This is a genomic window from Synechococcus sp. 8F6, from assembly GCF_002252665.1.
Classification (GTDB): Bacteria; Cyanobacteriota; Cyanobacteriia; order PCC-6307; family Cyanobiaceae; genus Cyanobium_A.
This window is the reverse complement of sequence record NZ_NQKZ01000021.1, coordinates 15,514-33,331: the sequence shown is the minus strand read 5'-3', so window position 1 is coordinate 33,331 and position 17,818 is coordinate 15,514. Positions and strand designations below refer to the sequence as shown.

The window sequence follows — 17,818 nt, the reverse complement described above, 5'->3', positions numbered from 1 at the left end:
AGCGGCTTTGAATACACCACCTGGGGATCGGGATCAGGCCTTCCGCCAGATCACCGCGCTGCGGCGCCGGGGATACAGCTCGCGGCACAGTGGGCAGCTGGAAGTCGACGGGCCTTCTGCTGTTTTCTTGGGGTTAGTGAGCAAGGAGAATGGATATCAGTTTTCTTGGGTACTCTTTGCTTCTAGTGATTTTGACGCGATCATTATCGGCTTTTGAAAGATTTAAATTCTGAGTGCTGCTGGCTTTTCGTACTCTGAATGGTGAAGAAGCTTTTCTTTTGATGAGCTGAAGTCAGACCAGCTTGCGCCTGGCGTTGCATTTCGGTAAGCAGGCAGCTTGGCTGGGGCCCTCTGCTCAAAAGCCCTGGCTTCATCTGCCAGAGGGCTCTTTCGATTGCGACTGCTCGACTTTCTCGGTGTGGATCAAGCCGGTGATCGGATTTGAACCGACGACCTACTGATTACGAATCAGTTGCTCTACCCCTGAGCTACACCGGCATTCTGTTGAAATTAGCATTCAGCGGTCAGCCTGAAGCGGTGCGTGACGATGGGATCCAAGCCTGAATCGATTGATCCCGCATTGAGGGAGCGACTGTTGCTGGAGGCTCGCACTCCGTGGCGGGGGCTGCGCCGTGCGGTGTGGCTTGCCCTAGCGGCCTCGGGGGCAGTGGGGTTGGCGACGATGGCGATGCGATCAGCGAGTGGGGCTGACGTGCCCTCAGGTGATCTCCTCATCCAGATCGGCGCTTTCGCCCTCTTCGGTGGGTTGCTCTGGTTCGATCGCAACCGTGCCACCAGCTAACGGCTCAGGAGCGGAGGTTGGCGCTGGAGGCTCCGGCTCAGGCTCAGGTGTCACTTCCGACGCGGTGGGCGTTGGCTGGGGCGGGGTGGGATTGGTGATTTGCAGGGGGCTCAGCAGCAGCAGCGGCAACCCCAAGCACAGCCGCTCGGATTCCAGTTGCACGGGGGTGAGGGGCACGCAGGTGGCGAGTGCAGCTGGGCTCCGGCTCAGCAGCCCGATCGCCTGGCTCAGTTGTTGCCACTGCCACAGCATCAGGGCCAGCAGAGGGCAGGCCAACAGCAGCCCAACAAAACGGGGGCTGGCCGCTAGGGGCGAGAGGGGGGAGGCCAGGGCGGCGTGCTGATCCATCCACCAGAACAGGGGCAGCAGGGCCGCCGCTGCCAGCACTAGGGCCACCTTTGCGGGCAGCGGACTCTGCAGGGCAGCCAGGCTGCGCTGGGCTTCGCTGCGCGCTCTCACGGGCACCTGGACCAGCAGCAGTGAGCAAACGTCAGCAGGACGCTGCCAGAGCACGATGGCGGGCCCCAGGGCCCCGATGGCCCAGGCCAGCAGGCGCTCCAGGCCAGGCAAAGGGCCGGGATCCGCGCCAGCAAGCACCAGCAGCAGCCCCAGCAGCTCCAGCGGAATGGCCCCGAGGGCCACGAGCTGGAGCCAGAGCAGGGGCTCGCTGCGAGGGTTCACAGGGCTCAGGTGCTGAGGGTGCGGCGCTGGGTGACCAGCTTGTAGGCCTCGACGCGATCCGCTTCCTGCCAGCCGGTGTAGCGATCGGTGCCGATGCCACACTCGAAGCCAGTGGCGACTTCCTTGACGTCGTCCTTGTTGCGACGCAGGGAGTCGAGGTCGCCCTCGAACACCTTCTCCTTGCCGCGCCACACCCGCACCTTGCAGTTGCGCTGCAGCTTGCCGGTGGTGACATAGCAACCGGCCACCGCACTGCGCCCGATCGTGAACACGGCGCGGACCTCGGCTTCGCCCAGGGACTCCTCAACCAGCTCCGGTTCCAGTAGGCCTTCCATGGCCATCTGGATGTCTTCCAGCAGCTTGTAGATGACGTCGTAGTCGCGTACGTCGACGCCGGTGGCATCGGCGGCTCGCTTGGCCCCTGGCGCCATCGAGGTGTTGAAGCCGACGATCACCGCGCCCGAGGCGGCGGCCAGGTCGACGTCGGTTTCGGTGATTTCGCCCGGAGCCGAGAGCAGCACCCGCACCTGCACTTCGCCTTGGGGCAGCTGCTCGAGGGAGCCGAGGATCGCCTCGACGGAGCCCTGCACATCGGCCTTGAGGATCAGGTTGAGCTCCTTGAGCTCGCCTTCGCTGGCCTGGCCCGACATCGAAGCCAGGGACACCCGGCGGGAGGCCATCTGTTGGGCCAGGCGGGTGGCGCGGGCCTCGTTGGCCCGATCGCCCACCACGGAGCGGGCGGTCTTCTCGTCGGGGTACACCTCAAACTCGTCGCCGGCGGTGGGCACTTCGCTGAAGCCGAGGGCTTCGACGGCATAGGAGGGGCCGGCTTCCTTCACGCGCTTGCCGGTGTCGTCCACCATGGCGCGCACCTTGCCGAGCACCGGACCGGCCGCCAGAACGTCGCCGGCCTTCAGGGTGCCGTTCTGCACCAATAGCGTGGCCACTGGTCCCTTGGCCTTGTCGAGGTGAGCCTCGATCACGGTGCCCCTGGCCATCCGATCCGGGTTGGCCTGGAGGTCTTCCACCTCCGTCACCAGCAGGATCATCTCCAGCAGCTTGTCGACGTTCTCGCCCTTGATGGCGCTCACCGGCACCATCACGGTGTCGCCGCCCCAGTCTTCGGCCACCAGTTCAAGGGCCGAGAGCTCCTGCTTCACACGGTCGGGGGAGGCGCCTTCCTTGTCGATCTTGTTGATCGCCACCACGATCGGCACCTTGGCCGCCCGGGCGTGGCTGATTGCCTCCAGGGTCTGGGGACGCACGCCGTCGTCGGCGGCGACCACCAGCACGGCCACGTCGGTCACCTTGGTGCCGCGGGCCCGCATGGCGGTGAAAGCCTCGTGGCCAGGGGTGTCGAGGAAGGTGATCTTGCGCTGCTCGCCCGCGTGGGGGATCTCCACCTGATAAGCACCGATGTGCTGGGTGATGCCTCCGGCTTCGCCGGCGGCCACACGGGTTTTGCGGATGGCGTCGAGCAGGCTTGTTTTGCCGTGGTCGACGTGGCCCATCACGGTGACCACAGGCGGGCGACGGATCAGGTAATCGCGGTCACTCTCCTCGATCATTTCCACTGTCTTGGCGGCGGCTTCCTCGACGTCGTCCTCGAGCACCGGCACGCCGAATTCTTCGGCCACCGCTTCGATCGTCGAGAGGTCGAGGCTTTGGGTGACCGTGGCGATGATCCCCTTGAAGAAGAGGCTCTTGATGATTTCGGAGCTCTCAACGCCGAGTTTCTCGGCCAGCTCCTGCACCGTGAGGTTGCCCTCCGGCACGATCAGCATCTCGGGCCGCACGGCCTTGGCTTCGCGGGAGGCCCGCAATTCCATGGCGCGGCGGCGCTGCCGCTGACGGGTGGTTTCCTTCTTGCGCTTCCGCATCGCCGCAATGGGCTTGGCGGCAGGGGTGGAGGCGGTGCGGGGCTTGGCGGGGCGGGCCAGGCTGGCCTGCAGCACGAAGGCTTCCTGCTCGCCCGCGTAGCCGCCGGTTTCGGCGGTGAGCGCATCATCGTTTTCGCCGATGATGTGCACCTTGGTGCGCTGCTTTTGCGGCGTGCGGCTGCGCAGCGCCTCCAGTTTGGCGCTGTCGTCCCAGTCGGGTCGGCGGGGGCGTCCTGCTGCACCAGCGGGCGTGGGGGCCCGGAAGCCAGGCCGCCGCGGTGCGGCCGGTGGGGTGGCGCTGGGGCGCACCAGATCGGGCGTGCCCGGGCTTGACGGTGCGCCGGCTTCGGTTCGATCCCCGGGGCGCCGTGGCGGTGGAGCAGTGGGTCGGCCGGAGGGCTTCTGGAGCTGCATCAGCTCGCCAGGGGCCATCGGCTTGCGCATGCCGGCGGGCATGCCTGGGCGGCCCGGGGCGGCGGGGCGCCCAGGGGCTCCGGGAGCGGCGCTATCGCGGCGAATCGGTTTGCCGACCAGCTCGAGAGGGGTTGGGCCGGGACGACCTGGTGCCCCTGGCTTGCCGGGGCGAACAGGGGCCGGAGCTCCAGCCCGCTGGGGTGGTGCCGGCCGCTGGCTCAGTGGCGGGCGGCCCGCCGGAGAGGCGGGGCGGCTGCTGGTGCCGCTGCCAGCGCCGGCGGGGGCGCTGGTGGGGGCGCTGGTGGGACATCCCACGAGTTGAGGCTTGCTGGGGGCAGGTCGAACGGGCAGCTCAGGTTTCCGACTTGGCGTGGGAGCTGCCGCTGCTGGGCGGGCTGGGGGTGGGGTGCCGGGGCGAGCGGGTTTGGAGGCAATCACAACCGGCTTGCTCGGTGCGGCCGCCGCAGGCCGGGCCGGTGCTGCGGGCTTGCTGGGTGCGGGGGGCTTGCTTGCCGCCGCAGGCTTGCTGACCACGGTTGGTTTGCTAACCACTGCAGGCTTGCTGGGAGCGGCCGGTTTGCTTGAGGAAGGCGGTTGGTTGGCTGGCTTGGCCGCCACGGGCCGGGCCGGGGGCATGGCTGGCTTCGCGGCCATGGGCGGTGCTGCGGCCGTTTGGGTTGGGGTCGCTGGCCGTGGGCCGGCGGCAGGCTTGGACGCCTCGGCAGCATCATTGGCGGCCTTCTTGACCGAGAGAATCGCCTTCGTCGGGGCGGTGGGGGCAGCGGCAGCCGCCCGGTTGCCGTTGCTGCCCGCCTCGATCAGGGAGCGGATCCGGGACGCTTCGTCGTCGCTGATCGAGCTGCTGTGGCTCTTGGCCGCAACCCCCAACTTCTCGGCGGCATCGAGCACGTCCTTGTTCTCCAGGCCCATGTGCCGGGACAGCTCATAAATTCTGACTTTGCCGCTGCTGGTCATTCAGGTCTCCATGGATCGGGGCCCAGGGGCCGCCAAGCGGGGCCAAGGGGCACACCAGGCCGCACGCACACTCTGCGGCCAATGTTCATCTTGCCTTAGAGGCGAGATCAGCGCCGGGTGTTAGGCGCTTTTGCAGGGTTTCAACGATGGAATCTGAAACCTGACAGCGCAGGGCCCGTTGCAGACGCTTGCGTCGTCTGGCCTCTTCCAGGCACACCGGATTGGGGCAGAGGTAAGCCGAGCGGCCCATGCCCTGGTCCAATCCGATTCCTCCTTCGGCCAGCCGGATCACCCGCCAGAGCTGCTGGCGATCCAGCAGCGCACGACAGGCCACACAGCGCCGAAGCACGATCCGGGGCGTCACCGGGCCTCATCCTCTGCGACGGTCTCCTGTGCGACGGCCTCCTCGGCAGCAAAATCTTGGCCGTCTTCGCCAAGGTCCTCCTCGTCTTCGGGCAGGGGGTAGAGCTCCCGCAGGCGGGCGTCTTCCTCGGCCCGGGCCGCCTGCTCGATCTCCAGACGGGCTTCGGCTTCGGCCTGGAGAGCCTCCTCCTCCTGGCGCTGGGCGATCAGCTCAGACACCACGGCATCTTCGGCGGACTGGTCGTATTCGCTGGCGTTCTTGATGTCGATCTTCCAGCCCGTGAGGCGGGCCGCCAGACGCACGTTTTGCCCTTCGCGGCCGATGGCGAGGCTGAGTTGGTCAGGGGGCACCAGCACGTGGGCGTGCTGGCCTTCCGGGTCCACCAGTCGCACCATCTCCACTCGCGCCGGGCTGAGGGAGTTGGCGATGTATTGGCCCGGGTCGGGCGACCAGCGGATCACGTCGATCTTCTCGCCGCGCAGCTCGTTGACCACCTGCTGGATGCGGGAACCGCGGGCGCCGATGCAGGCACCCACTGGGTCGACTTCGCGCTCCACGGAATCCACGGCCACCTTGGTGCGCGGCCCCACTGAGCGGGAGGGGGGATTGGCTTCCCGCGCCACAGCCACGATCCGTACCGAGCCCTCCTGGATCTCGGGCACCTCGTTCTCAAACAGGTACACAACCAGGCCGGCGTTGGAGCGGCTCACAAACAGTTGGGGGCCTCGCCGGGCCACCTCGCTCACTTCCTTGAGGAACACCTTGAAGGTGGCGTTGGCGCGGTAGTTGTCGTTGGGTAGTTGGTCGCGGCGGGGGAGCTCAGCCTCCACCTCGGGCCGGCCCAAGCCACTGCTCACAGCCATGATCACGCTCTGGCGCTCGAAGCGGATCACCCGGGCCGTGAGCACGGGGTCTTCGAGGTCGGCGAATTCCTCCTGAATCATGCGGCGCTGTTGGTCACGCAGCTTCTGGGCCAGCACCTGCTTGGTGGTGGCGGCGGCCATGCGGCCGAACTCTTCTTTTTCGGGGGTGACGTCGAGCACCACGGTGTCGCCGATCTGGGCGTCATCGGCGACCTGTTGCACCTCGGCCAGGGAAATCTGGTGGTCTTCGCTCTCCACCTCCTCGACAATGATTTTCGAGGCCAGCACCCGGTAGCCCTCCTCTTCCAGGTCGAGGCCGACGTCGAAGTTGGAGAAGTAGTCCTCCTCAAAAGGGTCTTCGCTGATTCCCAAATACAGGGTGCGGCGATAGCGCTCGTAGCCCTTGAGCAGGGCTTCACGCAGGGCGGCCTCCACAACGGCGGGTGGCAATTTCTTCTCGTCGCTGATGTCCTCGATCAGGTTGTTCAGACCGGGGAGCAAAACCAGGGCCATGGATCAGGGGTGAGAAATGGTCAGGGAGCGGTGAAGAGGCGGATCAGGTGGGCTGGGTCGGGGTGGCCAGGCAGACGCTGATCACCGAGTCCCGCGGGATGCGCTGGGTGCGGCCGCGGATGTTGAGGTGCACATCTGTTGCATCGCGCCCTAGCAGGAGCCCTTCGCGCCGCACTTCAAGGCCCTTGCTATCGCGGCAGTGCACGGCCACTGGAAATCCGCGAAAGCTGCGGAAATCCCGGTCGTCGTGCAGATCGTCGCTGACGCCAGGGCTGCTGACCTCCAGAACATAGGCGTCGCCGAGGAGCTCGGCTGCTTCAATCGCCTCGCCGAGGGGCGCGCTCAGGGAGGCGCACTCATCGAGGCTGATGTCGCTGCCATCGGCGCGTTGCACCAGCACCTGCACCGTCATGGGGATGCGGTGGGTGAACAGATGCACGCCCTTGAGCGCGAAGCCGAATTGCGCCACAGCCGCTTGGGCCAGGCGCTCCAGATCGGGCAGGAGGGGGTGGGGCAACGCTGCAGTGGGGCTGGGGGCAGGAGGCCCGCCGGCTTTTGCAGTCTGGAAAACTGCCCATCTGCACGGTCTGTTGCATGCGCCCTTGGGCGCAAAGCTGAACCGTGACGATTGGGATTGCCCGCCGGGCAAGCCATCACCCTAGGGGATGGTCCGTCCCAGGCCCCATGCCGCCCAAGGGAGGCATCTCAATCACCGGGGCTTCGGCGAAGTAGTCGCTGGGCTGCACGGTGCCGCGCTGGCCGGCGTCCTGGTTGAGGCACTGGCCCTTCTGCTCGTCGGTGCGCAGGTATTGGCAAACCCTCGCCCAAAGCTTGGCGCGCGTGCCCGGGGCGCCCTGGCTGAAGTGCACCAGGTCGTTGCCGCCGACCATGCCCTGGATCTCCACCTGGCAGAGCGTGCAGCGCTGACGGGTGCCGGGGGGAATTGCTGCCATGGCCGCCTGTGCGATCAAACGCCAACTTAGGCGGATGGGCCTACCTGAGTTCACCCTGCTGCGTTGGCGGCGTCCCTAGCCTCAGAGCCGCGATTGCCGGGCCCCTGCCCCTTTGCCGTGAACGGGTTGTCGATGAAGCGGATGTGGGTGAGGGTTTGCTCCGTGCTGCTGGTTCCCCTCCTCTGGCTGGGCTCGGCAGTTGGCCTGGTGGTTGCCTGGGAGGCGGGTTGGGGGGGTGACGAATCTGCAGCCCTGGCGCTGGAGATGCCAGCCACTGCCGTGGTGCCAACCAGTCCCGTGGTTCCAACCAGTCCCTTGGTGCCCACCAGTCCCCATAGCTTTGTGGCTGATGCGGCCCGGGCCGTGGCCCCCGCGGTGGTGCGCATCGACACCGAGCGGGAGGTGGCCCGCCAGCCCTTTGATCCCGCCCTGCTGGATCCGTTGTTGCGCGACCTGTTTGGCGATCCCTCCGGCAGCATGCGCGAGCGGGGTCAGGGCTCCGGGGTGGTGATCGATGCCGGCAAGGGCTTGGTGCTCACCAATGCCCACGTGGTCGACCAGGTGGACAGCGTTGAGGTGACCCTGGCCGATGGCCTGCACGTGGATGGGGCTGTGGTGGGGGCCGACTCGGTCACCGATCTGGCCGTGGTCAAAATTCCTGGCTCCCGGGATCTGCGCGCCGCGCCCCTGGGGGATTCCGAAGCCCTGGAAGTGGGCGACTGGGCCATTGCCATGGGCAGTCCTTACGGACTTGAGCGCACGGTGACGCTGGGGATCGTGTCAAGCCTGCACCGCAACATCAACAGCCTCGGTTTCGCCGATAAGCGCCTCGACCTGATCCAGACCGACGCCGCGATCAACCCCGGCAACTCCGGGGGGCCGCTGATCAATGCCACTGGTGAAGTGATCGGCATCAACACCCTCGTCCGCTCAGGCCCTGGTGCTGGCCTCGGCTTTGCGATTCCGATCAACCTGGCCCGAGGGGTGGCCGCCCAGCTCAGCACCGGCGGCCAGGTGGTGCACCCCTATCTCGGGTTGCAGCTGGTGCCGCTCACCGCCCGTCGGGCCCGCGACAACAACCGCGACCCCGACGCCCTGTTGCAGCTTCCGGAGCGGGATGGGGCGCTGGTGCAGCGGGTGCTGCCCGCCAGTCCGGCGGAAACGGCGGGCTTGCGTCGCGGCGATCTGGTGGTGGGCGTCGCCGACCAGCCGGTGCCCGATCCGGCCAGCCTGCTTGAGCGGGTGGAACGCAGCAGTGTTGGAGAGCCCCTGCCGCTGACCGTGGTCCGCGGCCAGCGGGAGCTCAGCCTCACGATCAAGCCGGCGGCGTTGCCCCACACCGGATGAACGCTGCTACGGTCGCGGCCCGAGAGAGGAGCACTGGATGTCGGACCTGCAGGACCGGATGAAGCAGGCCGTGGCAACGGCTGCCACCGAGCAGATCCGCAGCGGCATGGTGGTGGGCCTGGGCTCCGGCTCCACCGCGGCCCTGATGATTCAGGCCCTCGGGGCGAAGCTCAACAGCGGCGAACTCACCGATGTGGTGGGGGTCACCACATCGTTTCAGGGGGAGGTGCTGGCCGCCGAGCTGGGCATTCCGCTCAAGAGCCTCAATGCGATCGAGCGCATCGATCTGGCCATCGACGGGGCCGATGAGGTGGATCCCTCCTTCCAGCTGATCAAGGGTGGTGGCGCCTGCCACGTGCAGGAGAAACTGGTGGCCCGCCGCGCCGAGCGCTTTGTGGTGGTGGTGGATGCCACCAAGCTTGTCGACACGCTCAACCTGGGCTTCCTGTTGCCGGTGGAGGTGCTTCCCGGCGCCTGGCGGCAGGCGCAGGCTGAGCTCGCCGCCATGGGCGGTGATGCCCAGCTGCGCATGGCCGTGAAGAAGGCTGGGCCGGTGGTGACCGACCAGGGCAACCTGGTGCTGGATGTGAAATTCGCCGGTGGCATCAGCGATCCGGCCAGCCTGGAGGCGGCGATCAACAACCTGCCCGGAGTGCTGGAGAACGGCTTGTTCGTCAACATCACCGACCAGGTGCTGGTGGGTGAAATCGTTGATGGCCAGCCGCGGGTGCGTGATCTGGTGAAGCGCTAGGCCAGCCCGCTCACGTCAGCCGGCGCCGCACCGATTCGGCGTGGCTGTGGAGTCCTTCACTCTCCGCCAGGCTGATGACGGCAGCCCCGGTGGCCTCCAGGGCCTCCCGGTTGAACCGGATCAAACTGGTGTGGCGCAGAAAGGTCTCCACGCTCAGGGCGCCGGCAAACCGTGCCGTGCCTGAGGTGGGCAGGGTGTGGTTGGGGCCGGCGAGATAGTCGCCCACGGCCTCGGGTGTGTAGGGCCCCATGAAGATGGCGCCGGCGTGCTGGATCTGCTCGGCCAGGCGCTCCGGGTCTTCGACCAGCAACTCCAGGTGCTCGGGCGCAAACCAGTCGCTGAGCCGGGCCGCCTGGGTGAGGCTGTCGCACACCACGATCAGGCCCCAGTCGTTCAGGGCCGTGCGGGTGATCTCGGCCCTGGGGTGGTTTTCAAGCTGGGCCTCCAGCGCTGCGGGTAGGGCCGCAGCCAGCGCTTCGCTGGTGGTGAGCAGGATGGCTGCGGCCAGGGGGTCGTGTTCGGCCTGGGCCAGCAGGTCGGCTGCCACTTGGTCGACGCGGGCTGTGTGGTCGGCGATCACCAGCACCTCGCTCGGGCCGGCGAGGGAATCAATCGCCACCCGGCCAAATACAGCCTTTTTCGCCAGGGTCACGTAGAGGTTGCCCGGGCCGCTGATCACGTCCACCTGGGGAATGGTTTCGGTGCCGTAGGCCAGGGCGCCGATTGCCTGGGCACCCCCCACCCGGTACACCTCCTCCACACCGGCCAGATGGGCGGCCGCCAGCACGGTGGCGTTGGGTTCGCCCCCGGGGCCGGGGGGCGTCACCATCACCAGCCGTTGCACCCCTGCCACCCGCGCCGGCACGGCGTTCATCAGCACGGTGCTGGGGTAGGAGGCCCGCCCCCCCGGCACGTAGAGGCCAGCCCGCTCCACCGGTCGCCAGCGCCGACCCAGCTGTTCGCCGTGGGGACCGGTGATGGCGAGGTCGGCGGGGAGTTGCTGCTGGTGGAAGGCCAGGATTCGCTGGTGAGCCAGGCGCAGGGCTTCCTGCAGTGGCACGGGGGTGGCCTGCCATGCCGCCGCCAGCCGTTCGCGCGGAATGCGCAGCGGATCGGGTCGCACGCCATCAAACCGTTCGGTGAGCTCCAGCAGGGCCTGATCCCCCTGGGTCTGCACCTGGGTGAGGATCGCCTCCACACGGGCCATCTCCTCCTGCATGCGGCCGCCGCTAGTGCGTTCGGCGATGGCGGCTAGGCGTTCGGCCGCTGGGCTGCCACCGGCCGAGGGCCTGGCAACGGACGAGGCGTCATCCCGCAGGCAGGTGATCGACAGAGCGGTAGGCGACGCGACCACGGGTCAGGACTGGCGGCAACACGTCGACAAGCTAGTGCGGCACTGCCTTGGCAAGGTTTTGGGGGTTGCTGGGCAGCCTGGCGGTAGGATCCGCGTTTGCCGATCCAGCGTCCGTCCGCCTGTGGCTAATAACAAGTCGTCGAAGAAGCGCATTGAAGTTGCCGAGCGCAATCGCCTCCGCAACCGCAACTACAAGTCGGCCCTGCGCACCTTGATGAAGCGCTGCTTCACCGCCTGCACCGCCTACAGCCAGGAGCCTGGCGAAACCGCCAAAACGGCCGTTCAGACCAGCATGAACGCCGCTTTCAGCAAGATTGATAAGGCCGTGAAGGTGGGTGTGCTGCACAGCAACACCGGTGCTAACCAGAAGTCGCGCCTCAGCGCGGCCGTGAAAAAAGTGATCGAGCCGGCGGTGGCCGCCAAGGCCTGAGCTCCTGCCTCGACACCTTGAGCCTCCGGTGCCCACCGAGGCAGCAGATCCTGGGAATGGCCACACTGGTTGCCATTCCCAGGATTTTGTTGTGCCATGGCTCTGAGCCCAGCCACAGCTCTGAGCCCAGCCACAGCCGTGACTCCAGCGGCGCTGGTCGACAGCCACTGTCACATCGTGTTCCGCAATTTCGACGAGGACCTCGAGGAGGTGGCCCAGCGCTGGCGGGATGCCGGCGTGCAGGCTCTGGTTCATGCCTGCGTGGAGCCTTCGGAGATTCCAGCGATCCGGGCCCTGGCCGATCGCTTTCCCGAGCTGCGCTATTCCGTGGGAGTCCATCCCCTCGATACCGAGCACTGGCGCGACGACACCGCTGGCGTGCTGCGCCAGGCCGCCCAGGCCGATTCCCGCGTGGTGGCCATTGGTGAGCTGGGCCTCGATCTGTTTCGTGACCACAACCTCGAGCAGCAGCTCGCCATGCTGGAGCCCCAGCTGGATCTGGCGGTGGAGCTGGATCTGCCGGTGATCGTGCACTGCCGCGATGCGGCCGAACCGATGTTGGCCCTGCTGCGCCAGCGGGCTGCGCGCGGTGCTTGCCCCCGCGGCGTGATGCATTGCTGGGGGGGCAACCCCAAGGAAATGGAGGGGTTTCTGGAGCTGGGTTTTTACATCAGCTTCAGCGGCACCGTCACGTTTCCCAAAGCGGAGGCCACCCATGCCTGTGCCCGGCAGGTGCCCGCGGATCGCTACCTGGTGGAAACCGACTGCCCCTTTCTGGCGCCGGTCCCCCGGCGGGGCAAACGCAATGAGCCGGCGTTCGTGGCGTCGGTGGCGGCGCGGGTGGCCGAGCTGCGTGGGGAAACCCTCACGCAAGTCGCCAATACCAGCACTTCCAATGCGGCCGAGCTGTTCCGCCTGCCGCTTCATAATGTATGATATTTCATTGGCCTGGAAGCGGAAGCGCTCCTTGTTGTCGACGTCTGCAGTCTTGAAGCAATCCCGTTGAGCAAGCCCCCTCGGGCAGCCGTTCCCCGCTCGGGGGGCGGCTGTTTGTGTGGGCGGCTGCGGGCCGTCAAGACTGCAGCGCCCGCCATGGGGTGCCCCACCGGCCAGTCCTTTCCCACCCGTTCCTGCAGGTTCACCGCATGAGCAGCGCGATCCAGGTCGCTAAGACCGTTACTTACCTGCCCGATTTGGTGGAGGTGCAGCGCGCCAGCTTCAAATGGTTCCTGGAGAAGGGGTTGATCGAAGAGCTCGAGAGCTTTTCGCCGATCACCGACTACACCGGCAAGCTTGAGCTGCACTTCATCGGTAGCGAGTACCGCCTGAAGCGCCCCCGCCACGATGTGGAAGAGGCCAAGCGCCGTGACGCGACCTTCGCGTCCCAGATGTATGTCACCTGCCGCCTGGTCAACAAGGAGACCGGCGAAATCAAGGAGCAGGAGGTGTTCATCGGCGAACTGCCGCTGATGACCGAACGCGGCACGTTCATCATCAATGGCGCCGAGCGCGTGATCGTCAACCAGATCGTCCGCTCGCCCGGCGTCTACTTCAAGGACGAGCAGGACAAGAACGGCCGCAAGACCTTCAACGCTAGCCTGATCCCCAATCGCGGTGCCTGGCTGAAGTTCGAGACTGACAAGAACGACCTGCTGCACGTTCGCGTCGACAAGACCCGCAAGATCAACGCCCACGTGCTGATGCGGGCCATTGGTCTGTCGGACAACGATGTGCTCGACAAGCTGCGGCACCCCGAGTACTACCAGAAGTCGATCGAGGCGGCCAACGACGAGGGCATTTCCTCGGAAGACCAGGCCCTGCTGGAGCTCTACAAGAAGCTGCGTCCCGGTGAGCCCCCCTCCGTCAGCGGCGGCCAGACCCTGCTGCACAGCCGCTTCTTCGACCCCAAGCGCTACGACCTGGGTCGGGTGGGCCGCTACAAGATCAACAAAAAGCTGCGCCTCACCATTCCCGATGCGGTGCGCACCCTCACCCCTGAGGACGTGCTGAGCACGATCGACTACCTGATCAACCTTGAGCTCGATGTGGGCGGTGCCTGCCTCGATGACATCGACCACCTCGGCAATCGCCGCGTCCGCTCCGTCGGCGAGCTGCTGCAGAACCAGGTGCGCGTCGGCCTGAATCGCCTCGAGCGGATCATCAAGGAGCGGATGACGGTTGGTGAGACCGAGAGCCTTACCCCCGCCCAGCTGGTGAACCCCAAGCCCCTGGTGGCGGCGATCAAGGAGTTCTTCGGCTCCAGCCAGCTGAGCCAGTTCATGGATCAGACCAACCCCCTGGCGGAGCTCACCCACAAGCGCCGCATCAGTGCCCTCGGCCCAGGCGGTCTGACCCGCGAGCGGGCCGGCTTTGCCGTGCGCGACATCCACCCCTCCCATTACGGCCGCATCTGCCCGATCGAAACGCCGGAAGGTCCGAACGCCGGTCTGATCGGTTCGCTGGCCACCCACGCCCGGGTGAATGAGTACGGCTTCATCGAAACCCCGTTCTGGAAGGTGGAGAACGGCATCGTCCACAAGAGTGGCGATCCCATCTACCTCTCCGCCGACCTGGAGGACGAGTGCCGCGTCGCCCCCGGTGACGTGCCGACCGACGCGGACGGCCGAATCACCGCCGAGCTGGTGCCGGTGCGCTATCGCCAGGACTTTGAGAAGGTGCCGCCCGAGCAGGTGGACTACGTGCAGCTTTCACCGGTGCAGGTGATTTCGGTGGCCACCTCCCTGATCCCCTTCCTGGAGCACGACGACGCCAACCGGGCCCTGATGGGCTCCAACATGCAACGTCAGGCGGTGCCCCTGCTCCGCCCCGAGCGTCCCCTGGTGGGCACGGGCCTGGAAACCCAGGTCGCCCGCGACTCCGGCATGGTGCCGATCACCCGGGTCAACGGCACGGTCACCTTTGTGGATGCCACCGCCATCGTCATCCGCGATGACCAGGGCACCGACCATGTGCACCACCTGCAGAAGTACCAGCGCTCCAACCAGGACACCTGCCTGAACCAGCGCCCGATCGTCCGCCAGGGCGACACGGTGATTGCCGGCCAGGTGCTGGCGGATGGCTCGGCCTGCGAGGGCGGCGAGATCGCCCTTGGCCAGAACGTGCTGATCGCCTACATGCCCTGGGAGGGCTACAACTACGAGGACGCCATCCTGCTCAGCGATCGGCTGGTGCACGACGACCTCTACACCTCGGTGCACATCGAGAAGTACGAGATCGAGGCCCGTCAGACCAAGCTTGGACCCGAGGAAATCACCCGGGAAATCCCGAACGTGGCCGAGGAGAGCCTGGGTCATCTCGACGAGATGGGCATCATCCGCATCGGCGCCTATGTCGAAAGCGGCGACATCCTGGTGGGCAAGGTGACCCCCAAGGGTGAATCCGACCAGCCCCCCGAAGAGAAGCTGCTGCGCGCAATCTTCGGTGAGAAAGCCCGCGATGTGCGCGACAACTCCCTGCGGGTTCCCAGCACCGAGCGGGGTCGCGTGGTGGACGTGCGCATCTACACCCGCGAGCAGGGCGACGAGCTGCCTCCGGGCGCGAACATGGTGGTGCGGGTCTATGTGGCCCAGCGCCGCAAGATCCAGGTGGGCGACAAGATGGCCGGCCGCCACGGCAACAAGGGCATCATCAGCCGGATCCTGCCCCAGCAGGACATGCCCTACCTGCCCGATGGCACCCCGATCGACATCGTGCTCAACCCCCTGGGTGTGCCGAGCCGCATGAACGTGGGCCAGGTGTTCGAGTGCCTGATGGGCTGGGCCTCATCGCACCTCGACTGCCGCGTCAAGGTGGTGCCCTTTGACGAGATGCACGGTGCCGAGAAGAGCAAGCAGACGGTGCAGGCCTACCTGGAAGAGGCGGCCAAGCTGCCTGGCAAGGATTGGGTCTACGACCCGGAAAACCCTGGCAAAATCCAGCTGATCGATGGCCGCAGCGGCGAACCGTTCGACCAGCCGGTGACCGTGGGTTATGCCCACATCCTTAAGCTGGTGCACCTGGTGGACGACAAGATCCACGCCCGCTCCACCGGCCCCTACTCGCTGGTGACCCAGCAGCCCCTGGGCGGTAAGGCCCAGCAGGGCGGCCAGCGCCTGGGTGAGATGGAGGTGTGGGCCCTCGAGGCCTACGGCGCCGCCTACACCCTGCAGGAACTGCTCACCGTCAAGTCCGACGACATGCAGGGCCGCAACGAGGCGCTCAACGCCATCGTCAAGGGCAAGCCGATTCCCCGCCCCGGCACTCCCGAGTCGTTCAAGGTGCTGATGCGCGAGCTGCAGTCGCTTGGTCTCGATATCGCCGTGTACACCGATGCCGGCGAAGAAGTGGATCTGATGCAGGACGTCAACCCCCGCCGCAGCACCCCCAGCCGGCCCACCTACGAATCCCTCGGCGTCGCGGACTATGACGACGACTGATCGCTGATTGATCGCGGACCGCTCCTCTGGGCGTTGCCGTGCCACTCCTTCCTCTCTCGATCTCCGCGAGCTCCAAGCCGATGTCCAACAGCAACCTCCGCACCGAAAACCACTTCGACTACGTCAAGATCACCTTGGCGTCGCCTGAGCGGATCATGCAGTGGGGGCAGCGCACGCTGCCCAATGGTCAGGTGGTGGGTGAAGTCACCAAGCCCGAAACCATCAACTACCGCACGCTGAAGCCCGAGATGGACGGGCTGTTCTGCGAGAAGATCTTTGGCCCGTCCAAGGATTGGGAATGCCACTGCGGCAAATACAAACGGGTGCGTCACCGCGGCATCGTGTGTGAGCGCTGCGGTGTGGAGGTGACCGAGAGCCGGGTGCGGCGCCACCGCATGGGCTTCATCAAGCTGGCGGCACCCGTGTCCCACGTTTGGTATCTCAAGGGCATTCCCAGCTACGTGGCGATCCTGCTGGATATGCCCCTGCGCGATGTCGAGCAGATCGTCTATTTCAACTGCTATGTGGTGCTCGATCCGGGCGACCACAAGGACCTCACCTACAAGCAGCTGCTCACCGAAGATGAGTGGCTGGAGATTGAAGATCAGATCTACGCCGAGGATTCGGAGATCGAGAATGAGCCCATGGTGGGCATCGGTGCCGAAGCGCTGAAGCAACTGTTGGAAGATCTCGAGCTCAACGAAACCGCTGAGCAGCTGCGGGAGGACATCGCGGCCAGCAAAGGCCAGAAGCGGGCCAAGCTGATCAAGCGCCTGCGCGTGATCGACAACTTCATCGCCACCGGGGCCCGGCCCGAATGGATGGTGCTGGATGTGATCCCGGTGATCCCCCCGGATCTCCGCCCGATGGTGCAGCTCGACGGCGGTCGCTTCGCCACTTCCGACCTCAACGATCTCTACCGCCGCGTCATCAACCGGAACAACCGCCTGGCGCGGCTGCAAGAGATCCTGGCTCCAGAAATCATCGTCCGCAACGAGAAGCGGATGCTGCAGGAGGCTGTCGACGCCTTGATCGACAACGGTCGCCGCGGTCGCACCGTGGTGGGTGCGAATAATCGGGCGCTGAAGTCACTCAGCGACATCATTGAAGGCAAGCAGGGTCGCTTCCGTCAGAACCTGCTCGGCAAGCGGGTCGATTACTCGGGTCGGTCCGTGATCGTGGTGGGTCCGAAGCTGAAGATGCACCAGTGCGGTCTGCCCAAGGAGATGGCGATCGAGCTGTTCCAGCCGTTCGTGATCCATCGCCTGATCCGCCAGAACATCGTCAACAACATCAAGGCCGCCAAGAAGTTGATCCAGCGCGCCGATGATGAGGTGATGCAGGTGTTACAGGAGGTGATCGAAGGGCATCCGATTCTGCTCAACCGCGCTCCGACCCTGCACCGCCTCGGCATCCAGGCCTTTGAGCCGAAGCTGGTCGATGGCCGCGCCATTCAGCTGCACCCGCTGGTGTGCCCCGCCTTCAACGCCGACTTCGACGGTGACCAGATGGCTGTGCACGTGCCCCTGGCCATTGAGGCGCAGACCGAAGCCCGCATGTTGATGCTGGCCAGCAACAACATCCTGTCGCCCGCTACCGGTGAGCCGATCATCACTCCGTCCCAGGACATGGTGCTCGGCGCCTACTACCTCACGGCGGAGCAGCCCGGCTCGGTGAAGCCCGAGTTTGGCGATCGCGCCAAAACCTTCGCCAGCCTCGATGACGTCATCGATGCCTTTGAAGAAAAGCACCTGTCGCTGCACGATTGGGTGTGGGTGCGCTTCAGCGGCGAGGTTGAGAGCGACGACGAAGACAAGCAGCCCCAGAAGGAAGAGACCCTCAGCGATGGCACCCGCATCGAGCAGTGGCTGTACCGCCGCGACCGTTTCGATGAAGACGGAGCGCTGATCAGCCGTTATCTGCTCACCACGGTGGGCCGCGTGGTGATCAACCACACGATCATCGACGCCGTGGCTGCGACCTGACGGCCGTTGCGAATCCAGGGTCTGGGTTCCCGTTTTTCGTTTCTCCTTTCGTCTTTCCTCCGCGCGCAGC

15 protein-coding genes and 1 tRNA gene are annotated in these 17,818 nt (G+C 66.0%); 8 read left to right on the top strand and 8 right to left on the bottom strand.

What is annotated here, in order from left to right; all coding sequences use genetic code 11:
* On the top strand, window positions 1-217 hold a 217-nt coding region (locus tag CJZ78_RS14480; protein ID WP_233128771.1), incomplete at its 5' end, for a hypothetical protein.
* Window positions 218-426: 209 nt separating this feature from the next.
* Here CJZ78_RS14480 and CJZ78_RS12060 read toward each other — a convergent pair.
* Window positions 427-498, bottom strand: a tRNA-Thr gene (locus CJZ78_RS12060).
* A gap of 49 nt (window positions 499-547) precedes the next feature.
* Between CJZ78_RS12060 and CJZ78_RS12055 the strand changes: the two genes are divergently transcribed.
* Entirely contained in the window at window positions 548-802 is a 255-nt protein-coding gene (locus CJZ78_RS12055; RefSeq protein WP_094561566.1) for a DUF3493 domain-containing protein, read from the top strand.
* On the opposite strand, the gene CJZ78_RS12050 is transcribed toward CJZ78_RS12055, so the two are convergent.
* From CJZ78_RS12050 to CJZ78_RS12025, 6 genes are all read right to left on the bottom strand, one after another.
* On the bottom strand, window positions 719-1,483 hold the full coding sequence (locus tag CJZ78_RS12050; RefSeq protein ID WP_094561565.1) for a low-complexity tail membrane protein: 765 nt from the start codon (window positions 1,481-1,483) through the stop codon (window positions 719-721). The genes CJZ78_RS12055 and CJZ78_RS12050 overlap by 84 nt on opposite strands.
* Window positions 1,484-1,488: 5 nt before the next feature.
* On the bottom strand, window positions 1,489-4,752 hold the full coding sequence (infB, locus tag CJZ78_RS12045) for a translation initiation factor IF-2 (RefSeq protein ID WP_094561564.1): 3,264 nt from the start codon (window positions 4,750-4,752) through the stop codon (window positions 1,489-1,491).
* An 85-nt stretch (window positions 4,753-4,837) separates the two neighbouring features.
* Window positions 4,838-5,116 (bottom strand): YlxR family protein, encoded by a 279-nt coding sequence (locus tag CJZ78_RS12040; protein WP_198953901.1) that lies wholly within the window; start codon window positions 5,114-5,116, stop codon window positions 4,838-4,840.
* The gene (nusA, locus tag CJZ78_RS12035; RefSeq protein ID WP_094561563.1) at window positions 5,113-6,492 is read right to left on the bottom strand and encodes a transcription termination factor NusA; all 1,380 of its coding nucleotides are present in this window, start codon (window positions 6,490-6,492) and stop codon (window positions 5,113-5,115) included. The genes CJZ78_RS12040 and nusA overlap by 4 nt, the downstream gene beginning before the upstream one ends.
* A gap of 43 nt (window positions 6,493-6,535) precedes the next feature.
* Window positions 6,536-7,009: a ribosome maturation factor RimP gene (gene rimP / locus CJZ78_RS12030; protein WP_094561562.1), complete on the bottom strand. Its 474-nt coding sequence runs from the start codon at window positions 7,007-7,009 to the stop codon at window positions 6,536-6,538.
* 136 nt (window positions 7,010-7,145) lie between these two features.
* Window positions 7,146-7,445, bottom strand: coding sequence for a hypothetical protein (locus CJZ78_RS12025; protein ID WP_094561561.1), 300 nt, complete (start codon window positions 7,443-7,445; stop codon window positions 7,146-7,148).
* Window positions 7,446-7,586: 141 nt separating this feature from the next.
* Between CJZ78_RS12025 and CJZ78_RS12020 the strand changes: the two genes are divergently transcribed.
* Complete coding sequence (locus tag CJZ78_RS12020; RefSeq protein ID WP_369802066.1) at window positions 7,587-8,792, top strand: trypsin-like peptidase domain-containing protein; 1,206 nt, start codon at window positions 7,587-7,589, stop codon at window positions 8,790-8,792.
* 37 nt (window positions 8,793-8,829) lie between these two features.
* Complete coding sequence (gene rpiA, locus CJZ78_RS12015; RefSeq protein WP_094561560.1) at window positions 8,830-9,543, top strand: ribose-5-phosphate isomerase RpiA; 714 nt, start codon at window positions 8,830-8,832, stop codon at window positions 9,541-9,543.
* Between the two features lie 10 nt (window positions 9,544-9,553).
* Here the strand turns inward: rpiA and hisD are convergent, their stop codons facing one another.
* Window positions 9,554-10,861, bottom strand: a complete 1,308-nt coding sequence (gene hisD / locus CJZ78_RS12010; RefSeq protein ID WP_369802065.1) for a histidinol dehydrogenase — start codon at window positions 10,859-10,861, stop codon at window positions 9,554-9,556.
* A gap of 157 nt (window positions 10,862-11,018) precedes the next feature.
* On the opposite strand from hisD, the gene rpsT reads away from it, so the two are divergent.
* From rpsT to CJZ78_RS11990, 4 genes are all read left to right on the top strand, one after another.
* Window positions 11,019-11,327, top strand: coding sequence for a 30S ribosomal protein S20 (rpsT, locus tag CJZ78_RS12005; RefSeq protein ID WP_094561558.1), 309 nt, complete (start codon window positions 11,019-11,021; stop codon window positions 11,325-11,327).
* A gap of 96 nt (window positions 11,328-11,423) precedes the next feature.
* Window positions 11,424-12,263, top strand: a complete 840-nt coding sequence (locus tag CJZ78_RS12000) for a TatD family hydrolase (RefSeq protein WP_094561557.1) — start codon at window positions 11,424-11,426, stop codon at window positions 12,261-12,263.
* 209 nt (window positions 12,264-12,472) lie between these two features.
* Window positions 12,473-15,763, top strand: coding sequence for a DNA-directed RNA polymerase subunit beta (gene rpoB, locus CJZ78_RS11995; RefSeq protein ID WP_094561556.1), 3,291 nt, complete (start codon window positions 12,473-12,475; stop codon window positions 15,761-15,763).
* Between the two features lie 80 nt (window positions 15,764-15,843).
* On the top strand, window positions 15,844-17,748 hold the full coding sequence (locus CJZ78_RS11990) for a DNA-directed RNA polymerase subunit gamma (RefSeq protein WP_094561555.1): 1,905 nt from the start codon (window positions 15,844-15,846) through the stop codon (window positions 17,746-17,748).
* The last annotated feature ends 70 nt before the right edge of the window (window positions 17,749-17,818 follow it).

What these genes read in the sequence shown, in the direction of transcription:
- infB (WP_094561564.1), bottom strand. Translation starts at nt 4,752, where the DNA reads ATGACCAGCAGCGGCAAAGTCAGAATTTATGAGCTGTCCCGGCACATG.
- CJZ78_RS12000 (WP_094561557.1), top strand. Translation starts at nt 11,424, where the DNA reads ATGGCTCTGAGCCCAGCCACAGCTCTGAGCCCAGCCACAGCCGTGACT.
- rpiA (WP_094561560.1), top strand. Translation starts at nt 8,830, where the DNA reads ATGTCGGACCTGCAGGACCGGATGAAGCAGGCCGTGGCAACGGCTGCC.
- CJZ78_RS12020 (WP_369802066.1), top strand. Translation starts at nt 7,587, where the DNA reads ATGTGGGTGAGGGTTTGCTCCGTGCTGCTGGTTCCCCTCCTCTGGCTG.
- CJZ78_RS11990 (WP_094561555.1), top strand. Translation starts at nt 15,844, where the DNA reads ATGTCCAACAGCAACCTCCGCACCGAAAACCACTTCGACTACGTCAAG.
- CJZ78_RS12025 (WP_094561561.1), bottom strand. Translation starts at nt 7,445, where the DNA reads ATGGCAGCAATTCCCCCCGGCACCCGTCAGCGCTGCACGCTCTGCCAG.
- nusA (WP_094561563.1), bottom strand. Translation starts at nt 6,492, where the DNA reads ATGGCCCTGGTTTTGCTCCCCGGTCTGAACAACCTGATCGAGGACATC.
- CJZ78_RS12055 (WP_094561566.1), top strand. Translation starts at nt 548, where the DNA reads ATGGGATCCAAGCCTGAATCGATTGATCCCGCATTGAGGGAGCGACTG.
- rpoB (WP_094561556.1), top strand. Translation starts at nt 12,473, where the DNA reads ATGAGCAGCGCGATCCAGGTCGCTAAGACCGTTACTTACCTGCCCGAT.